This window comes from Streptomyces sp. NPDC045026 (assembly GCF_056432625.1).
On sequence record NZ_JBWKIS010000001.1, the window covers coordinates 54,216 to 76,658 of the forward strand.

15 protein-coding genes are annotated in these 22,443 nt (G+C 71.3%); 6 read left to right on the forward strand and 9 right to left on the reverse strand.

Annotated features, from left to right (window positions below; all coding sequences use genetic code 11):
- Positions 1-5 precede the first annotated feature (5 nt).
- From AC07EJ_RS00245 to AC07EJ_RS00285, 9 genes are all read right to left on the reverse strand, one after another.
- The gene (locus AC07EJ_RS00245) at positions 6-1,169 is read right to left on the reverse strand and encodes an ABC transporter ATP-binding protein (protein WP_478883400.1); all 1,164 of its coding nucleotides are present in this window, start codon (positions 1,167-1,169) and stop codon (positions 6-8) included.
- 22 nt (positions 1,170-1,191) lie between these two features.
- Positions 1,192-1,848, reverse strand: a complete 657-nt coding sequence (locus AC07EJ_RS00250) for a LutC/YkgG family protein (RefSeq protein WP_478883401.1) — start codon at positions 1,846-1,848, stop codon at positions 1,192-1,194.
- Positions 1,845-3,323 carry a LutB/LldF family L-lactate oxidation iron-sulfur protein gene (locus AC07EJ_RS00255; RefSeq protein ID WP_478883402.1) on the reverse strand — a complete coding sequence of 493 codons (1,479 nt, stop codon included), beginning with the start codon at positions 3,321-3,323 and terminating at the stop codon, positions 1,845-1,847. The genes AC07EJ_RS00250 and AC07EJ_RS00255 overlap by 4 nt, the downstream gene beginning before the upstream one ends.
- Positions 3,320-4,075, reverse strand: coding sequence for a (Fe-S)-binding protein (locus AC07EJ_RS00260; RefSeq protein ID WP_389486444.1), 756 nt, complete (start codon positions 4,073-4,075; stop codon positions 3,320-3,322). The genes AC07EJ_RS00255 and AC07EJ_RS00260 overlap by 4 nt, the downstream gene beginning before the upstream one ends.
- A 74-nt stretch (positions 4,076-4,149) precedes the next feature.
- Positions 4,150-5,556 carry a rhamnulokinase gene (locus AC07EJ_RS00265; protein ID WP_393581667.1) on the reverse strand — a complete coding sequence of 469 codons (1,407 nt, stop codon included), beginning with the start codon at positions 5,554-5,556 and terminating at the stop codon, positions 4,150-4,152.
- A gap of 80 nt (positions 5,557-5,636) precedes the next feature.
- Positions 5,637-7,679, reverse strand: a complete 2,043-nt coding sequence (locus tag AC07EJ_RS00270) for a bifunctional aldolase/short-chain dehydrogenase (RefSeq protein WP_478883656.1) — start codon at positions 7,677-7,679, stop codon at positions 5,637-5,639.
- A 5-nt stretch (positions 7,680-7,684) separates the two neighbouring features.
- Complete coding sequence (gene rhaI / locus AC07EJ_RS00275) at positions 7,685-8,884, reverse strand: L-rhamnose isomerase (protein ID WP_389486442.1); 1,200 nt, start codon at positions 8,882-8,884, stop codon at positions 7,685-7,687.
- 139 nt (positions 8,885-9,023) lie between these two features.
- Entirely contained in the window at positions 9,024-11,654 is a 2,631-nt protein-coding gene (locus AC07EJ_RS00280) for an alpha-L-rhamnosidase-related protein (RefSeq protein WP_478883403.1), read from the reverse strand.
- An 84-nt stretch (positions 11,655-11,738) separates the two neighbouring features.
- Entirely contained in the window at positions 11,739-14,954 is a 3,216-nt protein-coding gene (locus tag AC07EJ_RS00285; RefSeq protein ID WP_478883404.1) for an alpha-L-rhamnosidase, read from the reverse strand.
- A gap of 213 nt (positions 14,955-15,167) precedes the next feature.
- Between AC07EJ_RS00285 and AC07EJ_RS00290 the strand changes: the two genes are divergently transcribed.
- From AC07EJ_RS00290 to AC07EJ_RS00315, 6 genes are all read left to right on the forward strand, one after another.
- Positions 15,168-16,664, forward strand: a complete 1,497-nt coding sequence (locus AC07EJ_RS00290; protein ID WP_389486436.1) for a sugar ABC transporter ATP-binding protein — start codon at positions 15,168-15,170, stop codon at positions 16,662-16,664.
- Positions 16,665-16,704: 40 nt separating this feature from the next.
- Positions 16,705-17,763 carry an ABC transporter permease gene (locus tag AC07EJ_RS00295; RefSeq protein ID WP_389486434.1) on the forward strand — a complete coding sequence of 353 codons (1,059 nt, stop codon included), beginning with the start codon at positions 16,705-16,707 and terminating at the stop codon, positions 17,761-17,763.
- Entirely contained in the window at positions 17,756-18,745 is a 990-nt protein-coding gene (locus tag AC07EJ_RS00300) for an ABC transporter permease (protein WP_389486432.1), read from the forward strand. The genes AC07EJ_RS00295 and AC07EJ_RS00300 overlap by 8 nt, the downstream gene beginning before the upstream one ends.
- 29 nt (positions 18,746-18,774) lie before the next feature.
- Complete coding sequence (gene rhaS / locus AC07EJ_RS00305; protein ID WP_389486430.1) at positions 18,775-19,857, forward strand: rhamnose ABC transporter substrate-binding protein; 1,083 nt, start codon at positions 18,775-18,777, stop codon at positions 19,855-19,857.
- A gap of 101 nt (positions 19,858-19,958) precedes the next feature.
- Positions 19,959-20,981 (forward strand): LacI family DNA-binding transcriptional regulator, encoded by a 1,023-nt coding sequence (locus AC07EJ_RS00310; RefSeq protein WP_389486428.1) that lies wholly within the window; start codon positions 19,959-19,961, stop codon positions 20,979-20,981.
- A gap of 59 nt (positions 20,982-21,040) precedes the next feature.
- Positions 21,041-22,345: an alpha/beta fold hydrolase gene (locus AC07EJ_RS00315; RefSeq protein WP_389486426.1), complete on the forward strand. Its 1,305-nt coding sequence runs from the start codon at positions 21,041-21,043 to the stop codon at positions 22,343-22,345.
- Positions 22,346-22,443: the final 98 nt, after the last annotated feature.

Sequence of the window (22,443 nt, forward strand, 5' to 3'; positions counted from 1 at the left end):
GCCCGTCACGCGTCGGCGACCGAGTCGAAATCCACCTCGTCCCGCGCCACGCCCTGAGCGTCCGCGTCCACCGAGCGGCGCAGCGCCTCATGGAGCTTCGCCGGGGTCAGCACGCCGAGGAAGCGGGCGCCGTCGAGGACCGCGACCCAGCCCGCGTCGTGCTGGAGCATCACGCCGAACGCCTGCTTCAGTGGGGCGCCGATGGGGACCCAGGCGTTCATGCGGTGGGCCAGTTCGCCCACCAGTCCGGCCTCGCCGGCGAGCGACACCTCGTCGATGCCGACCCAGCCGTGCAGATCGCCGTCCGCATCGAGGACGACGGCCCAGCGCGCGTCCTCGTCACGCAGCCGGGCGGCGGCGTCCCGGGCACGTTCGTCGGTGTGGGTCACGGCGGGCTGTTCCAGGTCGTCCGGCTGGATCTCGGTCACGGAGAGCCGCTTCAGACCACGGTCGGCGCCGACGAACTCGGCGACGTACGGAGTCGCGGGCGTGCCGAGCACCGCACCCGGAGTGTCGAACTGCTCGATACGGCCTTGCCCGTACACGGCGATCCGGTCGCCGAGTCTGACCGCCTCCTCGATGTCGTGGGTGACCAGGAGCACCGTCTTGCGCACGGCGGCCTGCATCCGCAGGAACTCGTCCTGCAACTGCTCGCGGACCACCGGGTCGACCGCGCCGAACGGCTCGTCCATCAGGAGCACCGGCGGGTCGGCGGCGAGGGCGCGGGCCACACCGACGCGCTGACGCTGGCCGCCCGACAGCTGTTCCGGGTAGCGGGACCCGTACTGCTGGGGGTCGAGTCCGACCAGGTCGAGCAGTTCGGCGGCGCGGGCGCGCGCCCTGGACTTCTTCCAGCCGATCAGCGCGGGCACGGTCGCCGTGTTGTCGAGGATCGTGCGGTGCGGGAAGAGGCCGACCTGCTGGATGACGTACCCGATACGGCGGCGCAGCTTGACCGGGTCGACCTTCGAGATGTCCTCGCCGTCGACGAAGATCCGGCCCGACGTGGGTTCGATGAGCCGGTTGACCATCATCATCGTGGTGGTCTTGCCGCAGCCCGACGGGCCGACCAGGGTGACCAGTTCGCCCTCGCCGACCTCGAAGGACAGGTCGTCCACGGCCATCGTGCCGTCCGCGTACCGCTTGGTGACCTGGTCGAACCGGATCATCTTCTCAACGTAACCGCGTCCGTCACTCCCCGCTCACCAGCACCACCTCCAGGGTGCGCGGGCCGTGCACGCCCTCGACCCGGTCGAGTTCGATGTCACTGGTGGCGGACGGACCGGAGATCCACGTCAGGGGGCGAGTGGGGTCGAGGCGCTCCAGGGCCTGCGGGACCGAGGAGACGACCTGGTCCGGGAGGCGGACGACGCAGATGTGGTGGTCGGGGATCAGCGTGATGCGGCGGCGGCCCTGGTCGGGCGAGCCGTCGAGGACGATGGTGCCGGTCTCGGCGATGGCGACCGCGCAGCCGGTGACCACGCTCCCCACCTTGTCCAGGTCCTCAGTGGTGCTCACGGCACGGTCGTGCACCCGGGTGGGATCGGCCGAGGACATCCACTCGGGCGGCAGGCCCGGGGGCACGAGCACGTACTGCGGTCCCCGCGCCGCGAGCAGCCTCATGATCAGATCCGGGAGTTCCTCGTCGTCCGGGCAGCGGTGCACGATCGCCCGGTAGTCCGCCAGGTTCTCCGCCAGCAGGTCGACGGTCTCCTCGCTGGTCCGCGTGCCGTGCTCGCGCCGGTACGCCCGGTCCACGGCCGTCTCGTACGACTCCCGCGCATCGCCCCGGGGCGCCTCGCCCAGCGCGCGCCGCACCCGGCCCAGGATGATGTCCCTGCTGCTCACTTGCCGCTCTCCTTCTTGCCGTGCGTGCTCTGCCACCAGTCCCTGAACGGCTCCGCCGGCACCTGCGGCAGATCACGCGTGGCGCTCCAGGCCCGTCCGGGACCGGGGAGCGTACGGGGATGGAAGCGGCGCGTGCGCGAGGCCACCCGCTGGCCGGCGCGCAGCGCCCCGGGGTGAGTGAACGCCCAGGCGGCCGCGCGCATCGCCGCCCGCTCGGCCGCGTGCCCCTTCGCCGGCTTGAGGACCACCCTGTTGCCGTGCCGGGTGGCCGGCCCGCCCTGCACGATCCGCTCGCGCAGGTGGACGAGGACTTCGGGGATGTCGATGGCGACCGGGCAGACCTCGTAGCAGGCGCCGCAGAGGCTGGAGGCGTAGGGGAGTGAGGCGTCGATCTCGCTGGCCGTGCCCCTCAGTTGAGGGCTGAGGATGGCGCCGATGGGGCCGGGGTAGACGGAGCCGTATGCGTGGCCGCCGGCCCTTTCGTACACCGGGCACACATTGAGGCAGGCGGAGCAGCGGATGCAGCGCAGGGCCTGGCGGCCGACCTCGTCGGCGAGGGTGTCGGTGCGGCCGTTGTCGATCAGGACCAGATGGAACGTCTGTGGGCCGTCACTGTCGCTGGTGCCGGTCCACATCGACGTGTACGGGTTCATGCGCTCGGCCGTCGAGGAGCGGGGGAGTGTCTGGAGGAAGACTTCGAGGTCGCGCCAGGTGGGGACGATCTTCTCGATGCCGACGACGGAGATCAGGGTCTCGGGGAGGGTGAGGCACATGCGGCCGTTGCCCTCGGACTCGACGACGACGAGGGTGCCGGTCTCGGCGACCATGAAGTTGGCGCCGGAGATGCCGACTTTGGCGCGCAGGAACTTCTCGCGCAGGTGCAGGCGCGCGGCCTCGGCGAGTTCCGCGGGGGTGTCGGTGAGGCCTTCGGGGGCGGGGCGGCCCCATTCGCCCATTTCCTTGGTGAAGATGTCGCGGATCTCGCCGCGGTTGCGGTGGATCGCGGGGACGAGGATGTGGGAGGGGCGGTCGTGGCCGAGCTGCACGATCAGTTCGGCGAGGTCGGTCTCGTAGGCGGCGATCCCGGCTTCTTCGAGCGCTTCGTTGAGCCCGATCTCCTGGGTGGCCATCGACTTGACCTTGACCACTTCGGACTCGCCGGTCTCTTTGACCAGGCGCGTCACGATCCGGTTGGCCTCGTCGGCGTCGGCGGCCCAGTGGACGACGCCGCCCGCCGCGGTGACGGCCTCCTCCAACTGCACGAGGTAGGTGTCGAGGTGGCGGAGGGTGTGGTCCTTGATCTGCTTGCCGGCCTCGCGCAGGAGCGCCCAGTCGTCGAGCTCCGCGACGGCCTTGGCCCGCTTGTCGCGGATGGTGTGCGTGGCGTGCTTCAGGTTGGCGCGCAGGGTGGTGTTGCCGACGGCCTCGTGCGCCGCCTTGGGGAAGGACGGCATCCCCAGATAGGTCCCGCTCATGACCAGGGCTCCTCTTCCGTGCTCGCCAGGATCTCCGCGATGTGGACGGGGCGCATCGCGGTGTGCAGGCGGGACATCGTGCCGCCGAGGTGCATCAGGCAGGAGTTGTCCGCCGCGCACAGGACGTCGGCGCCGGTCGACGTGGCGTTGCGGACCTTGTCCTCGCCCATTGCTGCCGAGACATCGGAGTTCTTCACGGCGAAGGTGCCGCCGAACCCGCAGCACTCCTGCGCGCCCGGCAGCTCCTTGAGCTCAAGTCCCTTCACCGCCTTGAGCAGTTGGTAGGGCCGGTCGCCGAGCCCGAGGGAGCGCAGGCCGTGGCACGTCGGGTGGTACGTCACCGTGTGCGGGTAGTACGCGCCCACGTCCGTCACGCCGAGCACGTCCACCAGGAACTCGGTGAGCTCGTACGTCTTCGGCACGACCGGCGCAAGAGTGGCCGCGAGCCCGTCGCCGCGGCCCTCGGCACGGGCACGCTCGCCCATCCGCGGGTACAGCTCGCGCACCATCGCCCCGCACGATCCCGACGGCGTCACGATCGCGTCGTATTCACCGAATACATCGGAGAACTTTCGGGCGAGCGGCTCCGCCTCATGGCGATAGCCGGTGTTGTAGTGCGCCTGCCCGCAACAGGTCTGCCCCATCGGGAAGTCGATGTCGACACCCAGTCTGGTCAGCAGTTTCACCACCGCGCGGCCGGTGTCCGGATAGAGCGTGTCGTTGACACACGTCAGGAACAGTGCGACGCGCATCGCGGCCCCTTCGTATCGATCATCGGATGGGTGCAGGGTACGCGGCAGGCGGCCCCGAGGGGAGACACCTGGCGTCACCGTTCGGCGAGGCGCCGCTCGGCGGCCCGCCACGCGGTGTGGTTCCCGCGCGGTTCGTACCGGGTCAGGGACTGGGTGCCGACGATGAGTTCACGTATCGCCGCCCGGTCACCGACGAGGCCGTGGGCGCGCGCCTGCACGAGTACGTTGCCCAGGGCCGCCGCCTCGGCGGGGCCCGCCACGACGGGGAGGCCGCAGGCGTCGGCCGTCAGCTGGCACAGCAGTGCGTTGCGGGCACCGCCGCCCACGATGTGCACGACGTCGACCGCGCGGTCGGCCAGGCGTGCCGCGTCGACGATCGCCCGCCGGTGCGCGAGCGCCAGGGAGTCGAGGATGCACCGGGTCGTCTCGGCTCGGCCGCGCGGCACCTGCTCGCCCGTGGCGCGGCAGGCGTCCGCGATGCGCTCGGGCATCCGACCTGGGACGAGGAACGCGGCGTCGCCCGCGTCCACCACCGACCGCAGCGGTGCGACGTCCCCCGCTTCCCGCAGCAGCGCCCCCAGTTCGGGATCCCCCCAGGCGCGCAGGCACTCCTGAAGCAGCCACAGGCCCATGATGTTGCGCAGATAGCGGACCGTGCCGTCCAGGCCCAGCTCGTTCGTGAAGTTCGCGGCGCGGCTCGCCTCGCTCAGGACAGGGGCGTCGAGTTCGAGTCCGGCCAGCGACCAGGTGCCGGTGCAGATGTAGGCGAACCGCTCGCCGGATGCGGCCGGGACGGCGGCCACCGCGGACGCCGTGTCGTGCGAGCCGACGGCCGTCACGGGAACCGGACCCGCCAGCCCCGTCTCCTCCAGCACCTCCGGCAGCAGCTGCCCCGCCGGGTCCCCGGGCCGCCGCAGCGGCGGGAAGAGCCCGAGATCGACCCCGACGCGCTCGGCGACCGAGGACGCCCAGTCGCCCGTGCGCGGGTCGATCAGCTGGGTGGTCGAGGCGTTGGTCACCTCCGTGCCCTGCTCGCCCGTCAGCCAGTACGAGATCAGATCGGGAATAAGCAACAGGCGCCGGGCGGCAGCCAGTTGAGCACTGCCCTGCGCCGCCACGAGTTGATAGAGCGTGTTGAACGGCGCGTACTGCAGCCCCGTCGCCGCGTACAACTCCGCCGCCGGCACGCTCGCCCACACCTTCTCCGCCACGCCTTCGGTGCGTCCGTCGCGGTAGTGCACGGGGTGGCCGAGCAGCGCGCCGTCCGCGTCGAGGAGGCCGTAGTCCACGGCCCAGCTGTCGATGCCGACCGACGCGATCCGCCCGCCCGCCGTGGCCCCCGCGGACCGCAGCCCGTCGAGCACGCCCGCGTACAGGCCGAGCACGTCCCAGCGCAGCCCCTCCGGAAGCCGCACCGGCCGGTTGGGGAAACGGTGGGCCTCCACCAGGCCGAGGCTGCCGGGGCCGACCCGGCCGATCATGACGCGCCCGCTGGAGGCACCCAGATCGACCGCGGCGAACGCTCCCTCGCGCGCCCCCGCCGCACCGCTCGCCAGCGCGCTCACCGCAGGAAGGCCGCGGCGACGCCGGCGTCCACGGGTATGTGCAGCCCGGTCGTGTGCGTGAGGTCCCCGCCCGTCAGGGCGAACACCGCGTTCGCGACATGCTCCGGCAGTACCTCGCGCTTGAGGATGGTCCGCTGCGCGTAGAACTCGCCGAGCTTGTCCTCCTCGATCCCGTACGTCGCCGCGCGCTGCGCCCCCCAGCCGCCCGCGAAGATCCCGGAGCCGCGCACCACACCGTCCGGATTCACTCCATTGACCCGGATGCCGTGCTCGCCCAACTCGGCTGCCAAAAGCCGGACTTGATGTGCCTGGTCCGCCTTGGTCGCGGAGTACGCGACGTTGTTCGGGCCCGCGAACACCGCGTTCTTCGAGGCGATGTACACGATGTCGCCGCCGAGCCCCTGCGCCCGCATGACACGGGCGGCCTCGCGCGAGACGAGGAAGGAGCCGCGCGCCATGATGTCGTGCTGGAGGTCCCAGTCCCGGGCCGTGGTCTCCAGGAGCGGCTTCGAGATGGAGATGCCCGCGTTGTTCACCACGAGGTCGACCCCGCCGAACGCCAGGACCGCCGCCCCGAAGGCGCCGGCGATCTGCTCCTCCGACGTCACGTCCACCGTGACAGCCACCGCCTTGTCGGGGCCGCCCAACTCCTCGGCCACCGCGGCCGCGTTGTCCCCGTTCAGATCTGCGACCACCACGCACGCGCCCTCCGCCACGAGCCTGCGGGCGATCGCCTTCCCGATGCCGCTGCCCGCGCCGGTCACGAGCGCGATCCGGGTGGCGAGCGGCCTGGGCTCGGGCATCCGCCGGAGCTTGGCCTCCTCCAGGGACCAATACTCGATGCGGAACTTCTCCGACTCCTCGATCGGCGCGTAGACCGACACGGCCTCGGCGCCGCGCATCACGTTGATCGCGTTGACGTAGAACTCGCCCGCCACGCGCGCGGTCTGCTTGTCCTTGCCGAAGCTGAACATGCCGACTCCGGGGACGAGCACGATCGCCGGATCGGCTCCCCGCATGGCCGGCGAGTCCGGGCCCGCGTGCCGCGCGTAGTAGGCCGCGTACTCCTCGCGGTACTCGGCGTGCAGCTCCTTCAGACGCGCGACCGCCTCGTCCAGGGGAGCGGTCGGCGGCAGATCGAGGACCAGGGGCCTGACCTTCGTGCGGAGGAAGTGGTCGGGGCAGGACGTGCCGAGGGCCGCGAGGCGCGGGTGCTTGGTGCGCGACAGGAAGTCGAGCACGACGTCCGAGTCGTCGAAGTGGCCCACCTGGGGGCGGTCCTGCGAGGCGAGCGCCCTGATGAACGGGGCGAGCGCGGCGGCCCGCTCCCTGCGCGCGGCCGGTCCCGCGCCGGTGTACCCCGCGAGCAGCGGGCCGAACGGCTCGGACCTGCCCCGCTCGGTGAGGAACGCCTCCGCGGTACGGATGATGTGCAGGGAGCGCTGCTCGCACTCGTCCGCCGTGTCGCCCCACGCCGTGATGCCGTGGCCGCCGAGCACGCAGCCGATCGCCCGCGGGTTGGCCGCCTGGACCGCGGCGATGTCCAGGCCGAGCTGGAACCCGGGCCTGCGCCACGGCACCCACACCACCGTGTCGCCGAAGCACTCGGCGGTCAGCTTCTCGCCGTCCGCCGCACAGGCCAGCGCGATCCCGGAGTCGGGGTGCAGATGGTCCACGTGCGCCGCGTCCACCATGCCGTGCATCGCGGTGTCGATGGACGGCGCGGCGCCGCCCTTGCCGTGCAGGCAGTAGTCGAACGCGGCGACCATCTCGTCCTCGCGCTCCACCCCCGGATAGACGCCCGCCAGCGCGCGCAGCCGGTCCAGGCGCAAGGCCGCGAGCCCGTCGGCCGTGAGCGTCCCCAGGTCGCCGCCCGAACCCTTGACCCACATCAGCTCGACGTCACCACCGGTCACCGGGTCGCTCGACGTGCCCTTCGCCGATGTGTTGCCCCCCGCGTAGTTCGTATTGCGCGGATCGGCCCCCAACCGGTGGGAACGGTCCAGGAGTTCGCTCAACACAGCGTGCTGCTCCGTCATGTCGCTCATGCCCCCCATCCGGCCTGTACGCCTCCGACGCGGTCCTTGACGATCCGCTCCTGCCATCCTGACCGCCGGTAGGCCCCCATGGGATCCGGGTCGAGCCCCAGCTCTTCCCTGACCTCCCCCAGTAGGGGACGCACGTCCGTGTTGTACGCGTCCATCAGCGCCCCGTTGGCCGCCAGCACATCGCCCTCCCGCTGCGCCGCGGCGAGCGCCTCGGTGTCGATGAGCAGCGCCTTGGCCGTCGCCTCCTGGACGTTCATCACCGAGCGGATGATCGCGGGGATCTTGGCCTCGATGTTGTGGCACTGGTCGAGCATGAACGCGATCCCGGAGTCCGCCTCCAGACCGCCGCCGCGCCGCACCTCGTACAGGATGCGGAACAGCTGGAAGGGGTCGGCCGCGCCGACCATCAGGTCGTCGTCCGCGTAGAAGCGCGAGTTGAAGTCGAAGGCGCCGAGCCGGCCCTCCCGCAGCAGGAACGCGACGATGAACTCGATGTTGGTGCCGGGCGCGTGATGCCCGGTGTCCACACACACCTGCGCCTTCTCGCCGAGCTTGAGGCAGTGCGCGTACGACGTGCCCCAGTCCGGCACGTCCGTGGCGTAGAAGGCGGGCTCGAAGAGCTTGTACTCGAGGACCATCCGCTGGTCGTCGCCCAGCCGGTCGTACACGGTCCGCAGTGCCTCGGCGAGCCGGTCCTGGCGGTCCCGGAGGTCGTCCTGGCCGGGGTAGTTGGTGCCGTCGGAGAACCACAGCTTCAGGTCGCGCGATCCGGTGGCGTCCATGATGTCGACGCACTCCAGGAGGTGGCCGACGGCCTTGCGGCGCACCGCGGGGTCCGGGTTGGTGACGCTGCCCAGCTTGTAGTCGTCGTCCTGGAAGACATTGGAGTTGACCGCACCCAGCCTCACGCCGCGCTCCTCGGCGTACGCGGCGAGCTTCGCGTATCCCTCGGGTCCGCCCTCGACGCGGTCCCACGGTATGTGCAGCGCCACGGTCGGGGCGGCCCCCGTGAACGCGTGGACCTGCGCGGCGTCGTCGAGCTTCTCCCGCGGGGTGCGGGGCACGCCGGCCTGGGCGAACACCTTGAAGCGGGTGCCCGAGTTTCCGTAAGCCCAGGACGGTGTCTCGATCGACTGGCGCTTCAGGACGGCCTTGGCGGCCGCCGTCCGCGCCTCGTGTGCTGTGGACCCGGTCATGTCTCTCCTGTGAACGAACGATCGTTGTGAAACGATTCAAAGCCTGACGCTAAAGGGCCGTGCGGGGTGTGTCAACGGCCCCGCACGGCCTGGTCCGTGACTGCGCCCGCGGCCCGATCGCCAGGGCCGCAGGCGCAGTTCACCCCTCGCGCGTCAGCGTGAAGCGGTGGGTGCCCGGGGTGAGACCGGAGACCGTCACGCGGCCGGAGTCCAGGCGCGCCCCGGACACCGCGGATCTGCCGTCCCGCCAGAGCGTCCGCCCGCCGGAGCGCACGGTCGCGCCCCGCCCGTCCGTGGGCAGCGCGACGACGCCCCGGGTGCCCCGCGGCGCATGCACGGTCAGCGTGAAGGTGTCACCCTCAAGCGCCCACTCCACACCCAACGGACCGTGCGGGGTCGGCAGTTCACCGCGCGCCCAGCGCACCGAGCCGGTGAACGGACGCACCTCCCAGGCGGCGTACCCCGGCGACGTCGGCTTCGCGCCGAGGAGCTGATGCGTGAGCGCCGGCAGGACTCCGGTGGACCACCCGTGCGCCATGCTCGTGTAAGCGCCCTCGTACAGCGAGCCGTTCGGACCGATGCCCTCCCAGTGCGTGATGCCGGGGTCGTGGCTCTCCATCCACCCGTAGGTGCGCTTGATCTGGTCGATCGCCGAGTCGGCCAGGCCGCTCTCGAAGCGCGCCACGAACTCCGGGTACGAGGTGAAGGCGTACACCCGCTGGGAGGCCCCGCCGAAGAGGGTGTCGTTGTCCATGAAGGCGTTGCCGTACCGGAGTTTCGTCGTCGCGTCCAGGTGGGCGAGCGCCGACGCCGCCCGCTCCGCGCCCGCGACGCCCGATGTGATGGCGATCGCGTTGCCGTCCTGCGCGTGCCGGACGGCGCCGGTCGCGGAGTCCAGATAGGCGCCCGCCGCCTCGTCCCACAGGTGCGTGTTGACCGCCTGGGCGACCTTGTCCGCACGCTCCCGCCACCGCCCCGCGTCCGCGCCACGGCCCACATGGTCCGCGATGCGGGCCGCGTCCCTCAGCGCCTGCACATAGTTCGCGTTGTAGTACGTGATGCGGCCCGTGCGCCCGAGGAACGCGTAATCCCCGTACCCGGACGTGCCGTTGAGGCCCTTGCTCAGCAGGCCCGCGTCGTCCGTCACGCTCGGGTACCACGTGTCGAGGACCTTGACGAGCTGCGGGTAGTACCGCTCGGCGTAGTCCTTGTCGCCGGTGTACAGGACGTAGTCCCAGCTGCACGTCACCCACCACAGCGGGTAGTCGAACAGCGGGAGCGTGTAGTCGTTGATGGAGGCCGGCGGGATCCAGCCGTCGGCCCTCTGGTGCTCGGCCAGGTCCGCCAGCACGTTGCGCGCGGCCTCGGCCGCGTCGTCGTGCGTGAGATAGAGGGTGCGCCCCGCCACCGCCACGTCGCCGACGTACGGATCGCGGTCCCGCTTCGCGCCGTCGTGCAGGACGAGCTTGCCGTCGAGCGACGCGCTGAAGGCGCCCCTCGGGTCCACGTCGTCCTCGCGGAAGGTGTCGACGACCAGCTCGTTCGTGTACGAGGCGCCGTACCAGTAGCGGTTCAACTCTTCGTCGGAGCACAGGAACCAGCCACGGTACGACTGCGGTGTGCCGAGATACGCCGTGAAGTCGAGCGACACGGAGTCCACGGCCACGGTGCCCCACGGCTGCGCGGCGGGCGCGTCGGACGGCAGCGCGTCCAGCGTGATCCTGAGATAGCGGAAGCCGTGCAGGCCGTCCGCGTACACCTTGTCACCGCCCGAGGCGTAGCCCTTTCGGTCCGTCCACTTGGCGCCGCCCGCGGGGACGGCGTACTGGTCCGTTCCCTTCGAGGCGCCGCCCGCCTGGTCGTTGCGGGTGAAGTCGGAGCGTTCGGTGAGGAACTGGAGCGTCTCGGAGAAGGCGAGGCGCACCCCCGGGTGGTTGTCGGACGCCGAGGCGAAGTCGACCTTCGGGTAGCCGACGACGACCTTGCCGAAGTCGATCGTCACGCTCGGCGCCACGACAGGTTCCACGGCCTCGGGCCAGACCTCGTTGATCCGCGTGAACACGCCCTGGCCGAGGTCCTGGGCCGAGTTGACCGTGATCCGGACCCGCGCCGTGGACACCGGCGCGTCGAAGCGGACGGCGCGCTGCACCGCGCTGTTGCCGGTGACGGCCGCGACCTTCCGCCACTCCGAGTCCACCCAGGCGTCCACAGTGAAATCGGTGGGGACGCCGTCCGTGTCGGACACGACGGTCAGGCCCGACAGCGTGAGCGTATCGGGCGCCGTCACCGTCAGGGTGTCGGGGAAGGCGCGCTCGGTGTCGTCGTTCCAGAAGGTGTCGAGGTCGCCGTCGACGGCGTTCGGCGCGTCGTACGTGCGCGGCCGGCCGTCCCCTCCGTTGTTGCCGGCGTGCGTGGTGGAGCCTTCCGCGGTGGTGCCGTCGGGCCAGCGCGGCGGCGCGGGAGGCTCGGGGCGGCGCAGGACGGTGACCTGGCCGCCGGGCTTGAGGAGGGCGTCGGGGCGCGTCACGTCACCGGCGGACCCGATGATCCGTACCGGTCGCACCGTACGGCTGGACGGCGCCTGGACGTAGCGGTGCCAGGCCGCATCCGCGACCGGTCCGGCGGCCGATCCCTGAACCGGCGTCGCTGCCGCGGCCGTTCCCGGGCCCAGGAGGGGCAGCCCGGCCGCGGCCAGCACCGCCCCGCCCACACCCGCTCCGAGCACGGCGCGCCGGTCGGGCCCCTGTGCTGACTTCACGTCATCCGTCACGTCTGTGTGCCTCCGTCTGCCCGCACCGGGACCGGGCAGGAGTGAATCGATTTAGGCATGGGCTCATCTGGGCCTCGCGGTACGTCAGTTGGAGAAGCGGTGAGTGCCGGACGCCGCCGCGAAGACGGCACACCCGTCGTCCATGCGGAGGAACTTCGCCGCGCCGTGGGCGACCTCGGCCGCGTCGGAAGCGGGGATCCACACCTCGGCGGTCGTGTTGGTCGGCACGGTGAGCGTGAGCCGGAACTCGTCGGAGTCCACCGACCACTTGGTGCTGATCGGCCCCTGGACGGAGTCGTAGCGCCCTTCCGCTCGCGTGATCCCGCCACCGGGCCGTGGCCGCACGAGGATCTTGCGGAAGCCCGGCTCGGCCGGCGCGATACCGGCGATGTTCGCGTACATCCACTCGCCGACCGAGCCGTACGCGTAGTGGTTGAACGAGTTCATCCCGGCGTCCTGGAAGCTGCCGTCCGGCCTGATGGAGTCCCAGCGCTCCCACATCGTCGTCGCGCCCTTGTCGATCTGGTAGCCCCAACTGGGGAAGGACCGCTGGACGAGCAGCCGGTAGGCGACGTCGGTGTGACCGGCCGCGGTGAGGACCGGCAGCAGGCGCGGAGTGCCGAGGAACCCCGTCGACAGGTGCCAGTCCTTGGCCTTGATGAGAGCGACGAGACGGTCGGCGGCGGGACCCCGGTCGGCCTCCGAGAGCAGGTCCATCGACAGCGCGAGCACATACGCGGTCTGCGTGTCGCCCTTCACCTTGCCGCCGTCCGAGACGTACGCCGCGCGGAACGCGTCGCGCACACTCGCGAACAGCGAGGTGTACGGGGCCGGGTCCTTGCCCAGCGCCTTCGCCGCCCGCGCGACGAGGTCGGCGGCGTGCGCGAAGTAGGCCGTCCCGATGACGTCCTTGGGCGTCTCGTCCTGGAGGTTGAGCCAGTCGCCGAAACCCTCGGCGGGACGCAGGAAGCCGCTGCTGTGCTTCTCCAGGTAGTCGAGCCACTTCAGCATCGATGACCAGGACTCTTCGAGGACACGGGTGTCGCCGTACGCCTGGTACAGCGCCCAGGGGACGGTCACGCCCGCGTCGCCCCAGCCCGCGACGCCGTCGCCGACGCCGGGCATGTCGGGGGCCACGTTCGTGAAGGCGCCCTCGTCGCTCTGGCCGTCGCGCAGGTCGCCCAGCCACTTGGTGAGGAAGCGGGCCGACTCCATGTTGTAGGCGGCCGTCGGCGCGAAGACGTTGATGTCGCCGGTCCAGCCGAGCCGCTCGTCGCGCGCCGGGGTGTCGGTGGGGATGGAGACGAAGTTGCCGCGCTGGCCCCAAGTGATGTTCTGGTGCAGCTGGTTGAGCATCGGCACGTTCGTCGAGAAGTCCATGGTGAAGGGCGCCGACGTATGGATGACCCGCCCCACGACGGCGTTCAGCGGGGGCTTGCCGGGGTAGCCGGTCACCTCGACGTAGCGGAAGCCGTGGAAGGTGAAGCGCGGCTCGTACGTCTCCTTGCCACCGCCCTTGAGGGTGTACGAGTCCGTGGCCTTCGCCGTCCGGAGGTTGGCGGTGTAGATCGTGCCGTCCGGGTTGAGGACCTCGGCGTGTCGCAGCCGTACGGTGGTGCCGGCCTTCCCGGCGACGGTGAGGCGGACCGCGCCGACCATGTTCTGGCCGAGGTCGTAGACGAACACGCCGGGCGTCGGCTCGGTCAACTTCCTTGCGGGCAGCTCGCGTTCGAGGCGGGTGGGGCCGCCGGCCTCGGCCACGAGAGCGGCGCTCACCTTGTCGACGGCGGCGGCCGCGACCCAGGCGGAGTCGTCGAACCCGGCGCGCGTCCAACCATCGGTCTCCAGGCGCGCGTCGTACTCCTCGCCCGCCATCAGGTCGGCCTCGGTGACGGGCCCGGTCGAGGCGCGCCAGTCGGTGCCGGACAGCACCCGCTCGGTCGAACCGTCGGTGTACGTGACCTCCAACTGGGCGAGGAACGCGGGCCGTTCGCCGTACTGATGCGGACCGAACCAGGCGATGTTCCCCGCGTACCAGCCCGCGGCGACCGTCGCCCCGAGCGCGTTGGCCCCGGACTTCACCAGCTTCGTCACGTCGTACGTCTGGTACTGGACGCGCTTGCGGTAGTCCGTCCAGCCCGGCGCGAGCCGGTCCTCGCCGACCCGCTCGCCGTTGATGTGGGCCTCGTACAGGCCGAGCGCCGACGCGTAGAGGCGTGCCCGCGCGACGGACTTGCCCTTGAGCCGGAACTCGTGGCGCAGCTGGGCGGCGGGGGAGTGCGACGGCGCGACCTTGCCCCAGGGGCCCGACCCCCACTTCGCGAGTGCTTTCGCCGCCTTCCACGCGGTGTCGTCGAACCCGGCCGACTTCCAGTCGCCGACGGGCTCCTGGTCGGCGGCCTTCCATTCGGCGCCCGTGGCGAAGGTCTTCACCCCGTCCGCCGTCGTCAGCTCCAGGAGGCCGAGGAGTCCGGCGGGGCTGTCCGTGGCGTTGACGGCGGCGACCGCCAACACGGCTGTTCCGGCGCGGAGTTGGGCCGTCACGTCGACGACGGCCGGGCGACGCCAGTTCTCCGCCGGGCCGTCCGGGTCGGCGTGCGCCACCTCGGTGCCGTTCACGTACGCGGTGTAGCCGTCGTCGGCGGTCATGACCAGGCGGGCCCGGGTCAGTCCTTCCGGGATGTCGGCGCGGCCGCGGAAGTAGCGGGTTCCCGCCGGGGCGCCGGCGGCCGGGTCCCCCTCGGGGAACCAGATCCAGGAGGCGTCGTCGAGCGCGGGCGTGCCGATCAGCGCAGCGGGCGCGCCGATCCACCGGGCGGACCAGTCCGACGCGGCGGTCAGGCCGGTCTCCCACCAGGAGGGCTCGCTCCACCCGGAGGCCCGGCCCGTGGTGTCCCAGACCCGGACCGACCAGTAGTAGCGGGTACGCGCGGCCAGGGCGGGTCCCGCGTAGGGGACGAGGGTCGACTCGGGGGAGTCGACCTTGCGGCTGTCCCACACGTCGGGGTCCGTGAGGCGGCTCGCGGCGGTGGCCACGCGTATCTGATAGGCGCTCTGGGCCCGGCCCGGCTCGTCCGACTCCAGGGGCCAACTCAGCCTGGGACGCGGTACGTCGAGGCCGAGCGGGTGCCTCACGTACTCGACGGTGGGCGCGCTCACGCGCACGGCCTCGGCGGCCCGCGCCCCTCCGGCGGCTCCCGAGGCGGGTGCGGCCTGCGCGGCTCCCGGCGCGGCGGAGGCGATGGCCGTCCCCAGGGCGGCTGTCGCGGTCGTGCTGAGAAGTCGTCTTCTGCTGATCACACTCGGCTCCATACGACTCGGCTATGAATCGTTTCAGGGAGGGAAGCTAGAGTGGCGAATGTGGCCTGTCAAGGGTTTGCCGCAGTGCTGCAAAGGGTTGAGAGATTTCCAAGTCCCCACCATTGACGCCGCAGTTGGTGCGGGACTAGCTTCCGTGCAATCTGTTTGAAACCTTTCATAGTCAAGCCCTTCAGACCCGATCGGTGCCATCCCATGAGAGAGCCCCCCGTCCTGGCCGTAGAGGGACTCGACAAGTCCTTCGGTGCCGTGCGCGCCCTCCACGGCGTGTCCCTGCAGCTCCACGCCGGAGAGGCGCACGCCCTCGCCGGAGAGAACGGCGCGGGGAAGTCCACCCTCATCAAGACGCTCGCCGGGGTCCACCGGCCCGACGCCGGCACCGTGCTCATCGACGGCGAACCCGTCACCCTGCACGGACCCGCCGACGCCCGCGACGCCGGGATCGCGGTCATCTACCAGGAGCCCACGCTCTTTCCGGACCTCTCCGTCGCCGAGAACATCTTCATGGGGCGCCAGCCCCGCCGCTCCCTCGGCCGGATCGACCACAAGGCGGTCAACGCCGCGGCCGCCGCGCTCTTCGCGCGACTCGGCGTCGACCTCGCCCCCGAGCAGCCCGCACGTGGCCTGTCCATCGCCGACCAGCAGATCGTCGAGATCGCCAAGGCGCTCTCCTTCGACGCCCGGGTCCTGATCATGGACGAGCCGACCGCCGCGCTCACCGGCAGCGAAGTGGCCCGCCTCTTCGCCGTGGTGCGCACCCTGCGCGAGCAGGGTTCAGCCATCCTCTTCATCTCGCACCGCCTGGAGGAGATCTTCGGGCTGTGCCAGCGCGTCACGACGTTGCGCGACGGCGCCCTGATCGCGAGCGAACCCGTCGAGGGCCTCACGGAGGACGACCTGGTACGCCGGATGGTCGGCCGTGACCTCGACGAGCTCTACCCCAAGCAGGCCACGGACATCGGCGCGGTCGCCCTGAGCGTGCGCCGCCTCACCCGCGAAGGCGTCTTCACCGACGTGTCGTTCGACGTGCGGCGCGGCGAGATCGTCGGCCTCGCGGGGCTCGTCGGCGCCGGTCGCAGTGAGGTCGCCCGGGCGGTCTTCGGCATCGACCACCGGGACGCGGGCACCGTCGAGGTCGACGGCCACGCGCTCGTCAACGGCGCCCCGAGCACCGCTATGGCCGCCGGACTCGCCCTCGTGCCCGAGGACCGGCGCGCCCAGGGCCTCGTGATGGGCATGTCGATCGAACGCAACATCGGGCTCACGGGGTTGCGCACGACCGCGCGGGCCGGACTCATGGACCGTGGGGCCGAGCGCAGCCGCTCACTGGACTGGGCCATGAAGCTCCAGGTCAAGTACGCGCGGATCGCCGACGCGGTCGGCACCCTGTCCGGCGGCAACCAGCAGAAGGTCGTCCTCGCCAAGTGGCTCGCCACCGGCCCCCGCGTGCTGATCGTCGACGAGCCGACGCGCGGCATCGACGTCGGCACCAAGGCCGAGGTGCACCGGCTGCTTTCCGGACTCGCCGCGGACGGCGTCGCGGTGCTGATGATCTCGTCCGACCTGCCGGAGATCCTCGGCATGGCCGACCGCGTCCTCGTCATGCACGAAGGCCGCCTCACGGCGGAGATCCCACGCACCGAGGCGACGGAGGAGTCCGTGATGGCGGCGGCGACGGGGAGGGCGGCCTGATGCGCGGCCCGAACGAAACGCACCCCGGAAGGAGGACCCCATGACCGTCACCGCACAGCCGCCCGCACCCGCCGTCGACCCCGACAAGGCCGGTGGCACCCGGCTCGTCGACCGGGTCTTCAAGATGCGTGAACTCGCCATCCTGCTGGTCTTCCTGGTGATGATCGGCGTCACCCAGGCCGGCAACAGCGAGTTCCTCTCGGAGCAGGGCATCAAGGACCTGCTCCTCAACGCCACCATCCTCGTCCTCGTCGCCACCGGGCAGGCGCTGGTCGTCATCACGCGGAACGTCGACCTGTCCGTCGGCTCGACCCTCGGCATCAGCGCCTTCGCCGCCGGTGACTACCTCCACGGCGGCGGCAACTCCGTCGTCGCGATCACGCTCGCCGTCGCCCTCGGCATCGGCTGCGGGCTCCTCAACGGCGCCCTCGTCAGCCTCGGCCAGGTACCGGCCCTCGTCGTCACCCTCGGCACGCTCTACGTCATCCGCGGCATCGACTCCATCTGGGTCGGCTCGCGGCAGATCACCGCGTCCGATCTGCCGGGCGGATACGTCGACTTCGGCTCCGGCGGCATCTCCGCCGTGCCGTATCTCGCGCTGATCGCCCTCGCCGTCCTCATCGCGGTCGCGTACTACCTGCGTCACTTCGGCGGCGGGCGCGAGCTGTACGCGCTCGGCTCCAACCCGGAGGCCGCGCGCCTCGCCGGTATCCCCGTGCGCCGCCGGATCCTCGCCGCCTACACCGCGTGCGGGGCGCTCGCCGGGCTCGCGGGCGCCCTGTACCTGGCACGCTTCGGCAACGTCGACTCCGCCACCGGCAACGGCTACGAACTCACCGTCGTCAGCGCCGTCGTGGTCGGCGGCGTCGCCTTCACCGGCGGCTCCGGCAGCGTCTACGGCGCGGCCCTCGGCGCCCTCCTGCTGACCTCCATCAACAGCGTGCTGCCCGCCCTCGGCGTCAGTTCGGTGTGGGTGCTCGCCATCAACGGCGTCCTGCTGGTCCTCGCCATCGCCGTCGACCGGGTCGTCGCCCTGCGCGTCGCCCAGGCACTGAAGAAGAGGGCTGCAGCCAACAGAAGGAATGGCAGCCATGGCTGATCTCCCCCTCGCCCGTGCCGTCCGCTGGGACACCGTGGTGGGCGCACTCCTGGTGGTTCTCCTCCTGGCGTCGTTCTCGTTCGTCGACGGCTTCGGCAACGCGCTCAACCTGTCGTTCCTGCTGGGCAACACCCTGCCCATCGCGCTGATCGCGCTCCCGATGACCCTCCTGGTGGTCGCCGGCGAGATCGACCTCTCCGTCGCCTCGACCGCCGGACTGTCCGGGGCCGTGATGGGCTCCCTGTGGAACGCGGGCATGGCCATCGAGACGATCATCCCGCTGTGCCTCGTCCTCGGCGTCGTCTGCGGACTCGTCAACGGCCTTCTGGTGACCCGCCTCGGACTGCCCTCCCTCGCCGTCACCATCGGCACCATGGCCGCCTACCGCGGCATCGCCCAGATCATCCTCGGCTCGGACGCGGTCACCGACTTCCCGTCGCGGTACCTGGACTTCGCCGCGGGACGTATCGGCGACACCTTCCTGCCGTACACGTTCCTGCCCTTCCTCGCGCTGCTCGCGATCGCGGTCGTCATCCTGCACGCGACGCCGTTCGGCCGCTCGCTCTTCGCGATCGGCGCCAACGAAGAGGCGGCGCGCTTCGCCGGGATCCGCGTCCGGCGCCACAAGCTGTGGCTCTTCGTCGCCACCGGCCTCATGGCCTCCCTGACCGGCGTCTTCTGGGCCCTGCACTACGCCAGCGCCCGCTACGACAACGCCACCGGGCTCGAACTCTCCGTCGTCGCCGCCGTGCTGCTCGGCGGCATCGACTTCGACGGCGGCAAGGGCACCCTCGGCGGCGCGATCGCCGGAGTGTTCCTGCTCGGCGCCCTCCAGAACGCCATGAGCCTGCTCAACGTCTCCGCCCAGTCGCAGATCGTCGTCACCGGCGTCCTGCTCGTCGTCTCCGTGCTCGGACCCCGCGTCGCCCGGCAGCTCGCCACCGCACGAGCGGGCCGCCAGGCCGCCACCCCCTCGCACTGACCTCCCGTACCGCCCGAAAGGGGCCCATGATGTCCGCACCCGCACTCCGCCGAGCCTGCCTGGCGCTCGCCGCCGTCACCTCGCTCGCGCTCGCCGCCACCGCGTGCGGCGGCACCACCAAGGACTCGGCGAAGGACGACGACGCCGGGACGTCCTCCCACGCCAAGGCCGATCCGGGGGCCGCGACCAAGAAGGGCCTGAAGGTCGCCTTCCTGCCCAAGCAGGTCAACAACCCGTACTTCACGACCGCCGACAAGGGCGGCGAGAAGGCCGTCACCGAGCTCGGCTCGACGTACAAGGAGACCGGCCCCAACAGCGCCACCGACACCAGCGGGCAGGTCAGTTACGTCAACACGCTCACTCAGCAGCAGGTCGACGCCATGGCCGTTTCGGCGCAGGACCCCGGCGCGCTGTGCACCGCCCTCAAGCAGGCCATGAAGAACGGCATCAAGGTCGTCACGTACGACTCCGACACCAAGCCCGAGTGCCGTAACGCGTTCGTGTCGCAGGCCAGTGCCGAGGCGCTCGGCCGTACCCAGGTCCAGCTCCTGGGCGAACAGACCGGCTACAAGGGCGAGATCGCGATCCTGTCCGCCGCGCAGACCGCGACGAACCAGAACACCTGGATCGACTTCATGAAGGACGAGCTGAAGAAGCCCAAGTACAAGAACATGAAGCTGGTGAAGGTCGCGTACGGCAACGACGACGCCCAGCAGTCCTTCCAGCAGACCCAGGGCCTCCTCCAGGAACACCCCGGGCTCGCCGGGATCATCTCCCCGACCACCGTCGGCATCAAGGCCGCCGCCCAGTACCTGTCCGGCTCCAAGTACAAGGGCAAGGTCGCCCTGACCGGCCTCGGCACCCCCAACGACATGCGCAAGTACGTCAAGAACGGCACCGTCGAGGGCTTCGAGCTGTGGGACCCGGCCAAGCTCGGCGAGCTCGCCGCCCGCACCGCCGTCGCGCTGTCCTCCGGGCAGATCACCGGCAAGGAGGGCGAGACCTTCAAGGCCGGCGGCATGGGCACCTTCACCGTCGGCAAGGACGGCGTGATCGACCTCGGCAAGCCCACCGTCTTCGACCGGAAGAACATCGACGACTACCACTTCTGAGTCCCCGGACTCCCGAGTCCACCGTCCCCACAGCCACCAGCGCATTCACGGGTAATCTGAACCATTCCCGTCGCTCATCGCCCCATGGAGGTCCCCGCCCGATGGCCCAGTCGGTGGGTATCAAGGACGTCGCCCGCGCCGCCGGAGTCTCCGTCGGCACGGTCTCGAACGTCATCAACCGCCCGGACTCCGTCGCCTCCGACACCAGGGCCCGGGTGCTGTCCGCCATCGACCGGCTCGGCTACGTACGCAGTGAGTCGGCGCGCCAGCTGCGCGCCGGCCGCAGCCGCATCATGGGGCTGCTCGTCCTCGACATGGGGAACCCGTTCTTCGTGGACGTCGCGCGCGGCGCCGAGCGTGCCGCGCGCGACGCGGGGCTCGGCGTGATGGTGTGCAACAGCGCGCAGGACCCTTCCGAGGAGGCCGAGTACCTCTCCCTGTTCGCCGAGCAGCGCGTGCGGGGCGTGCTCCTCACCCCGGCAGACGCGAGCGGCCGCAACATCGAGAGCTTCCGCCGGCACGGCATCCCGTTCGTACTCGTCGACCGCGTCGCCGAGGGCACCTCGGAGTGCTCCGTGTCCGTGGACGATGTCACCGGCGGCGCGCTCGCCGTGCGCCACCTCGTGGACGCCGGACACCGCAGCATCGCCTACGTCAGCGGTCCGCCCGCGCTCAACCAGGTCAAGGACCGCCGCACCGGCGCCCTCCAGGCCCTGGCCGAGGCGGGCCTGCCGGCCGGAGCGCTGCGTGAACTGCCCACCGAGCGGCTCGACGTCGCGGCGGGACGCGACGCCGGAGCCCGCCTGCTCGGCCTCGCGGAACGTCCCACCGCCGCGTTCTGCGCCAACGACCTGCTCGCCCTCGGTGTCCTCCAGTCGATGTACGCGGCCGGTGTACGGGTCCCCGAGGACATCGCGATCGTCGGCTACGACGACATCGAGTTCGCGTCGGCCGCCACGGTGCCCCTGACCTCAGTACGCCAGCCCGCCGTCACCATGGGAGCGATGGCCGCCGAGCTCCTCCTGGAGGAGACGGAACCCGCGAGCGGCGAACCCCACCACCACCGCAGGGTCGTCCTCCAGCCCGAGCTGGTCGTACGGGGGTCGAGTCTGGGCTCGCGCTGAGATGTGCTGAACTGAGCGGACAGCACGCACCGTATTCCGAACGCCGCCCAGGAGCCTCCTTGTCGACCGCCACCTACCGCCAGCCCGGAGTCGTCCTCACCGACCGCCGCTTCTCCGTGCCGCTCGACCACGACCACCCCGAGGGCGAGCGCATCGAGCTGTTCGCCCGCGAGGCGGTGGCCGTCGGCAAGGAACACGCGAACCTCCCGTGGCTGCTCTACCTCCAGGGCGGCCCCGGATTCGGCGCCAACCGGTTCTCCGGCAAGCAGGCCTGGCTCGGCCGGGCGCTCCAGGACCACCGGGTGCTCCTCCTCGATCAGCGCGGCACCGGCAGCTCGACCCCGGCCAACCGGCAGACGCTCCCGCTGCGCGGCGGCCCGCGCGAACAGGCCGACTACCTCGCGCACTTCCGCGCCGACTCGATCGTCCGCGACTGCGAGGCGATCCGCGGCGAGGTGACCGGCGGCGCCCCCTGGACGGTCCTCGGCCAGAGCTTCGGCGGGTTCTGCGCCACGCACTATCTGTCGACGGCCCCCGAGGGACTCACCGCCGCCGTCATCACCGGCGGCCTGCCCACCCTCGACGGTCACGCGGACGACGTCTACCGCGCCGCGTACCCGCGCATCGAGCGCAAGGTCGCCGCCCACTACGCGCGCTACCCGCAGGACGTCGAGCGCGCCCGCGCCATCGCCGAATACCTCGCCGAGCACGAGCCCGTACTGAACGGCGGCTACAAGCTGACCGTCGAGGCGTTCCAGTCCCTCGGCATCCTGCTCGGCGGGACCGGCGGCAGCGACCGCCTGCACTACCTCCTGGAGGACGCCTTCGTGCGCACGCCGGGCGGCGTCGAACTGTCCGACGCCTTCCAGGAGGACGTACAGGCCACGCTCTCCTACGCCGGACACCCGCTGTACGCGCTCGTGCACGAGGCCATCTACGGGCAGGACGCCCGGCCCACGAACTGGTCGGCCGAGCGCGTACGCGGCGAGTTCCCGCAGTTCGACGCCGCGAAGACGCTCGCCGGTGACGGGCCCCTGCTCTTCACGGGCGAGTCCGTCCACCCGTGGATGCTCGACTGCGACCCGGCCCTGCGCCCCCTGCGCGAGACCGCCGAACTCCTCGCCGCCCGCACCGACTGGGCCCCGCTGTACGACTCCGAGCGCCTGGCCGCCAACGAGGTGCCGGCCGTAGCCGCCGTCTACCACGACGACATGTACGTCGACACCGCCCACGCCCTGCGCACGGCCCGCGCCGTCAAGGGCCTGCGCACGTGGGTCACCGACGAGTTCGAGCACGACGGGCTGCGGGCCGGTGCGCCGCGCGTCCTCGACCGGCTGCTCGCCATGCTGCACGGCGACATCTGACACACGCCGACGGGGAGGACGGGCGAGAGGCGGGGGAGGCGCGACGGCTTCCCCCGCCCGCCAGAGCCTCCGCATGGGGGGCGGCGGCGGTCGAAGTG

Coding starts and splice junctions, on each gene's coding strand:
- AC07EJ_RS00300 (WP_389486432.1), top strand. CDS start 17,756: ATGGCTGATCTCCCCCTCGCCCGTGCCGTCCGCTGGGACACCGTGGTG.
- AC07EJ_RS00260 (WP_389486444.1), bottom strand. CDS start 4,075: ATGCGCGTCGCACTGTTCCTGACGTGTGTCAACGACACGCTCTATCCG.
- AC07EJ_RS00265 (WP_393581667.1), bottom strand. CDS start 5,556: ATGATCGGCCGGGTCGGCCCCGGCAGCCTCGGCCTGGTGGAGGCCCAC.
- AC07EJ_RS00295 (WP_389486434.1), top strand. CDS start 16,705: ATGACCGTCACCGCACAGCCGCCCGCACCCGCCGTCGACCCCGACAAG.
- AC07EJ_RS00270 (WP_478883656.1), bottom strand. CDS start 7,679: ATGACGGAGCAGCACGCTGTGTTGAGCGAACTCCTGGACCGTTCCCAC.
- AC07EJ_RS00310 (WP_389486428.1), top strand. CDS start 19,959: ATGGCCCAGTCGGTGGGTATCAAGGACGTCGCCCGCGCCGCCGGAGTC.
- rhaI (WP_389486442.1), bottom strand. CDS start 8,884: ATGACCGGGTCCACAGCACACGAGGCGCGGACGGCGGCCGCCAAGGCC.
- AC07EJ_RS00245 (WP_478883400.1), bottom strand. CDS start 1,169: ATGATCCGGTTCGACCAGGTCACCAAGCGGTACGCGGACGGCACGATG.
- AC07EJ_RS00290 (WP_389486436.1), top strand. CDS start 15,168: ATGAGAGAGCCCCCCGTCCTGGCCGTAGAGGGACTCGACAAGTCCTTC.
- rhaS (WP_389486430.1), top strand. CDS start 18,775: ATGTCCGCACCCGCACTCCGCCGAGCCTGCCTGGCGCTCGCCGCCGTC.
- AC07EJ_RS00255 (WP_478883402.1), bottom strand. CDS start 3,323: ATGAGCGGGACCTATCTGGGGATGCCGTCCTTCCCCAAGGCGGCGCAC.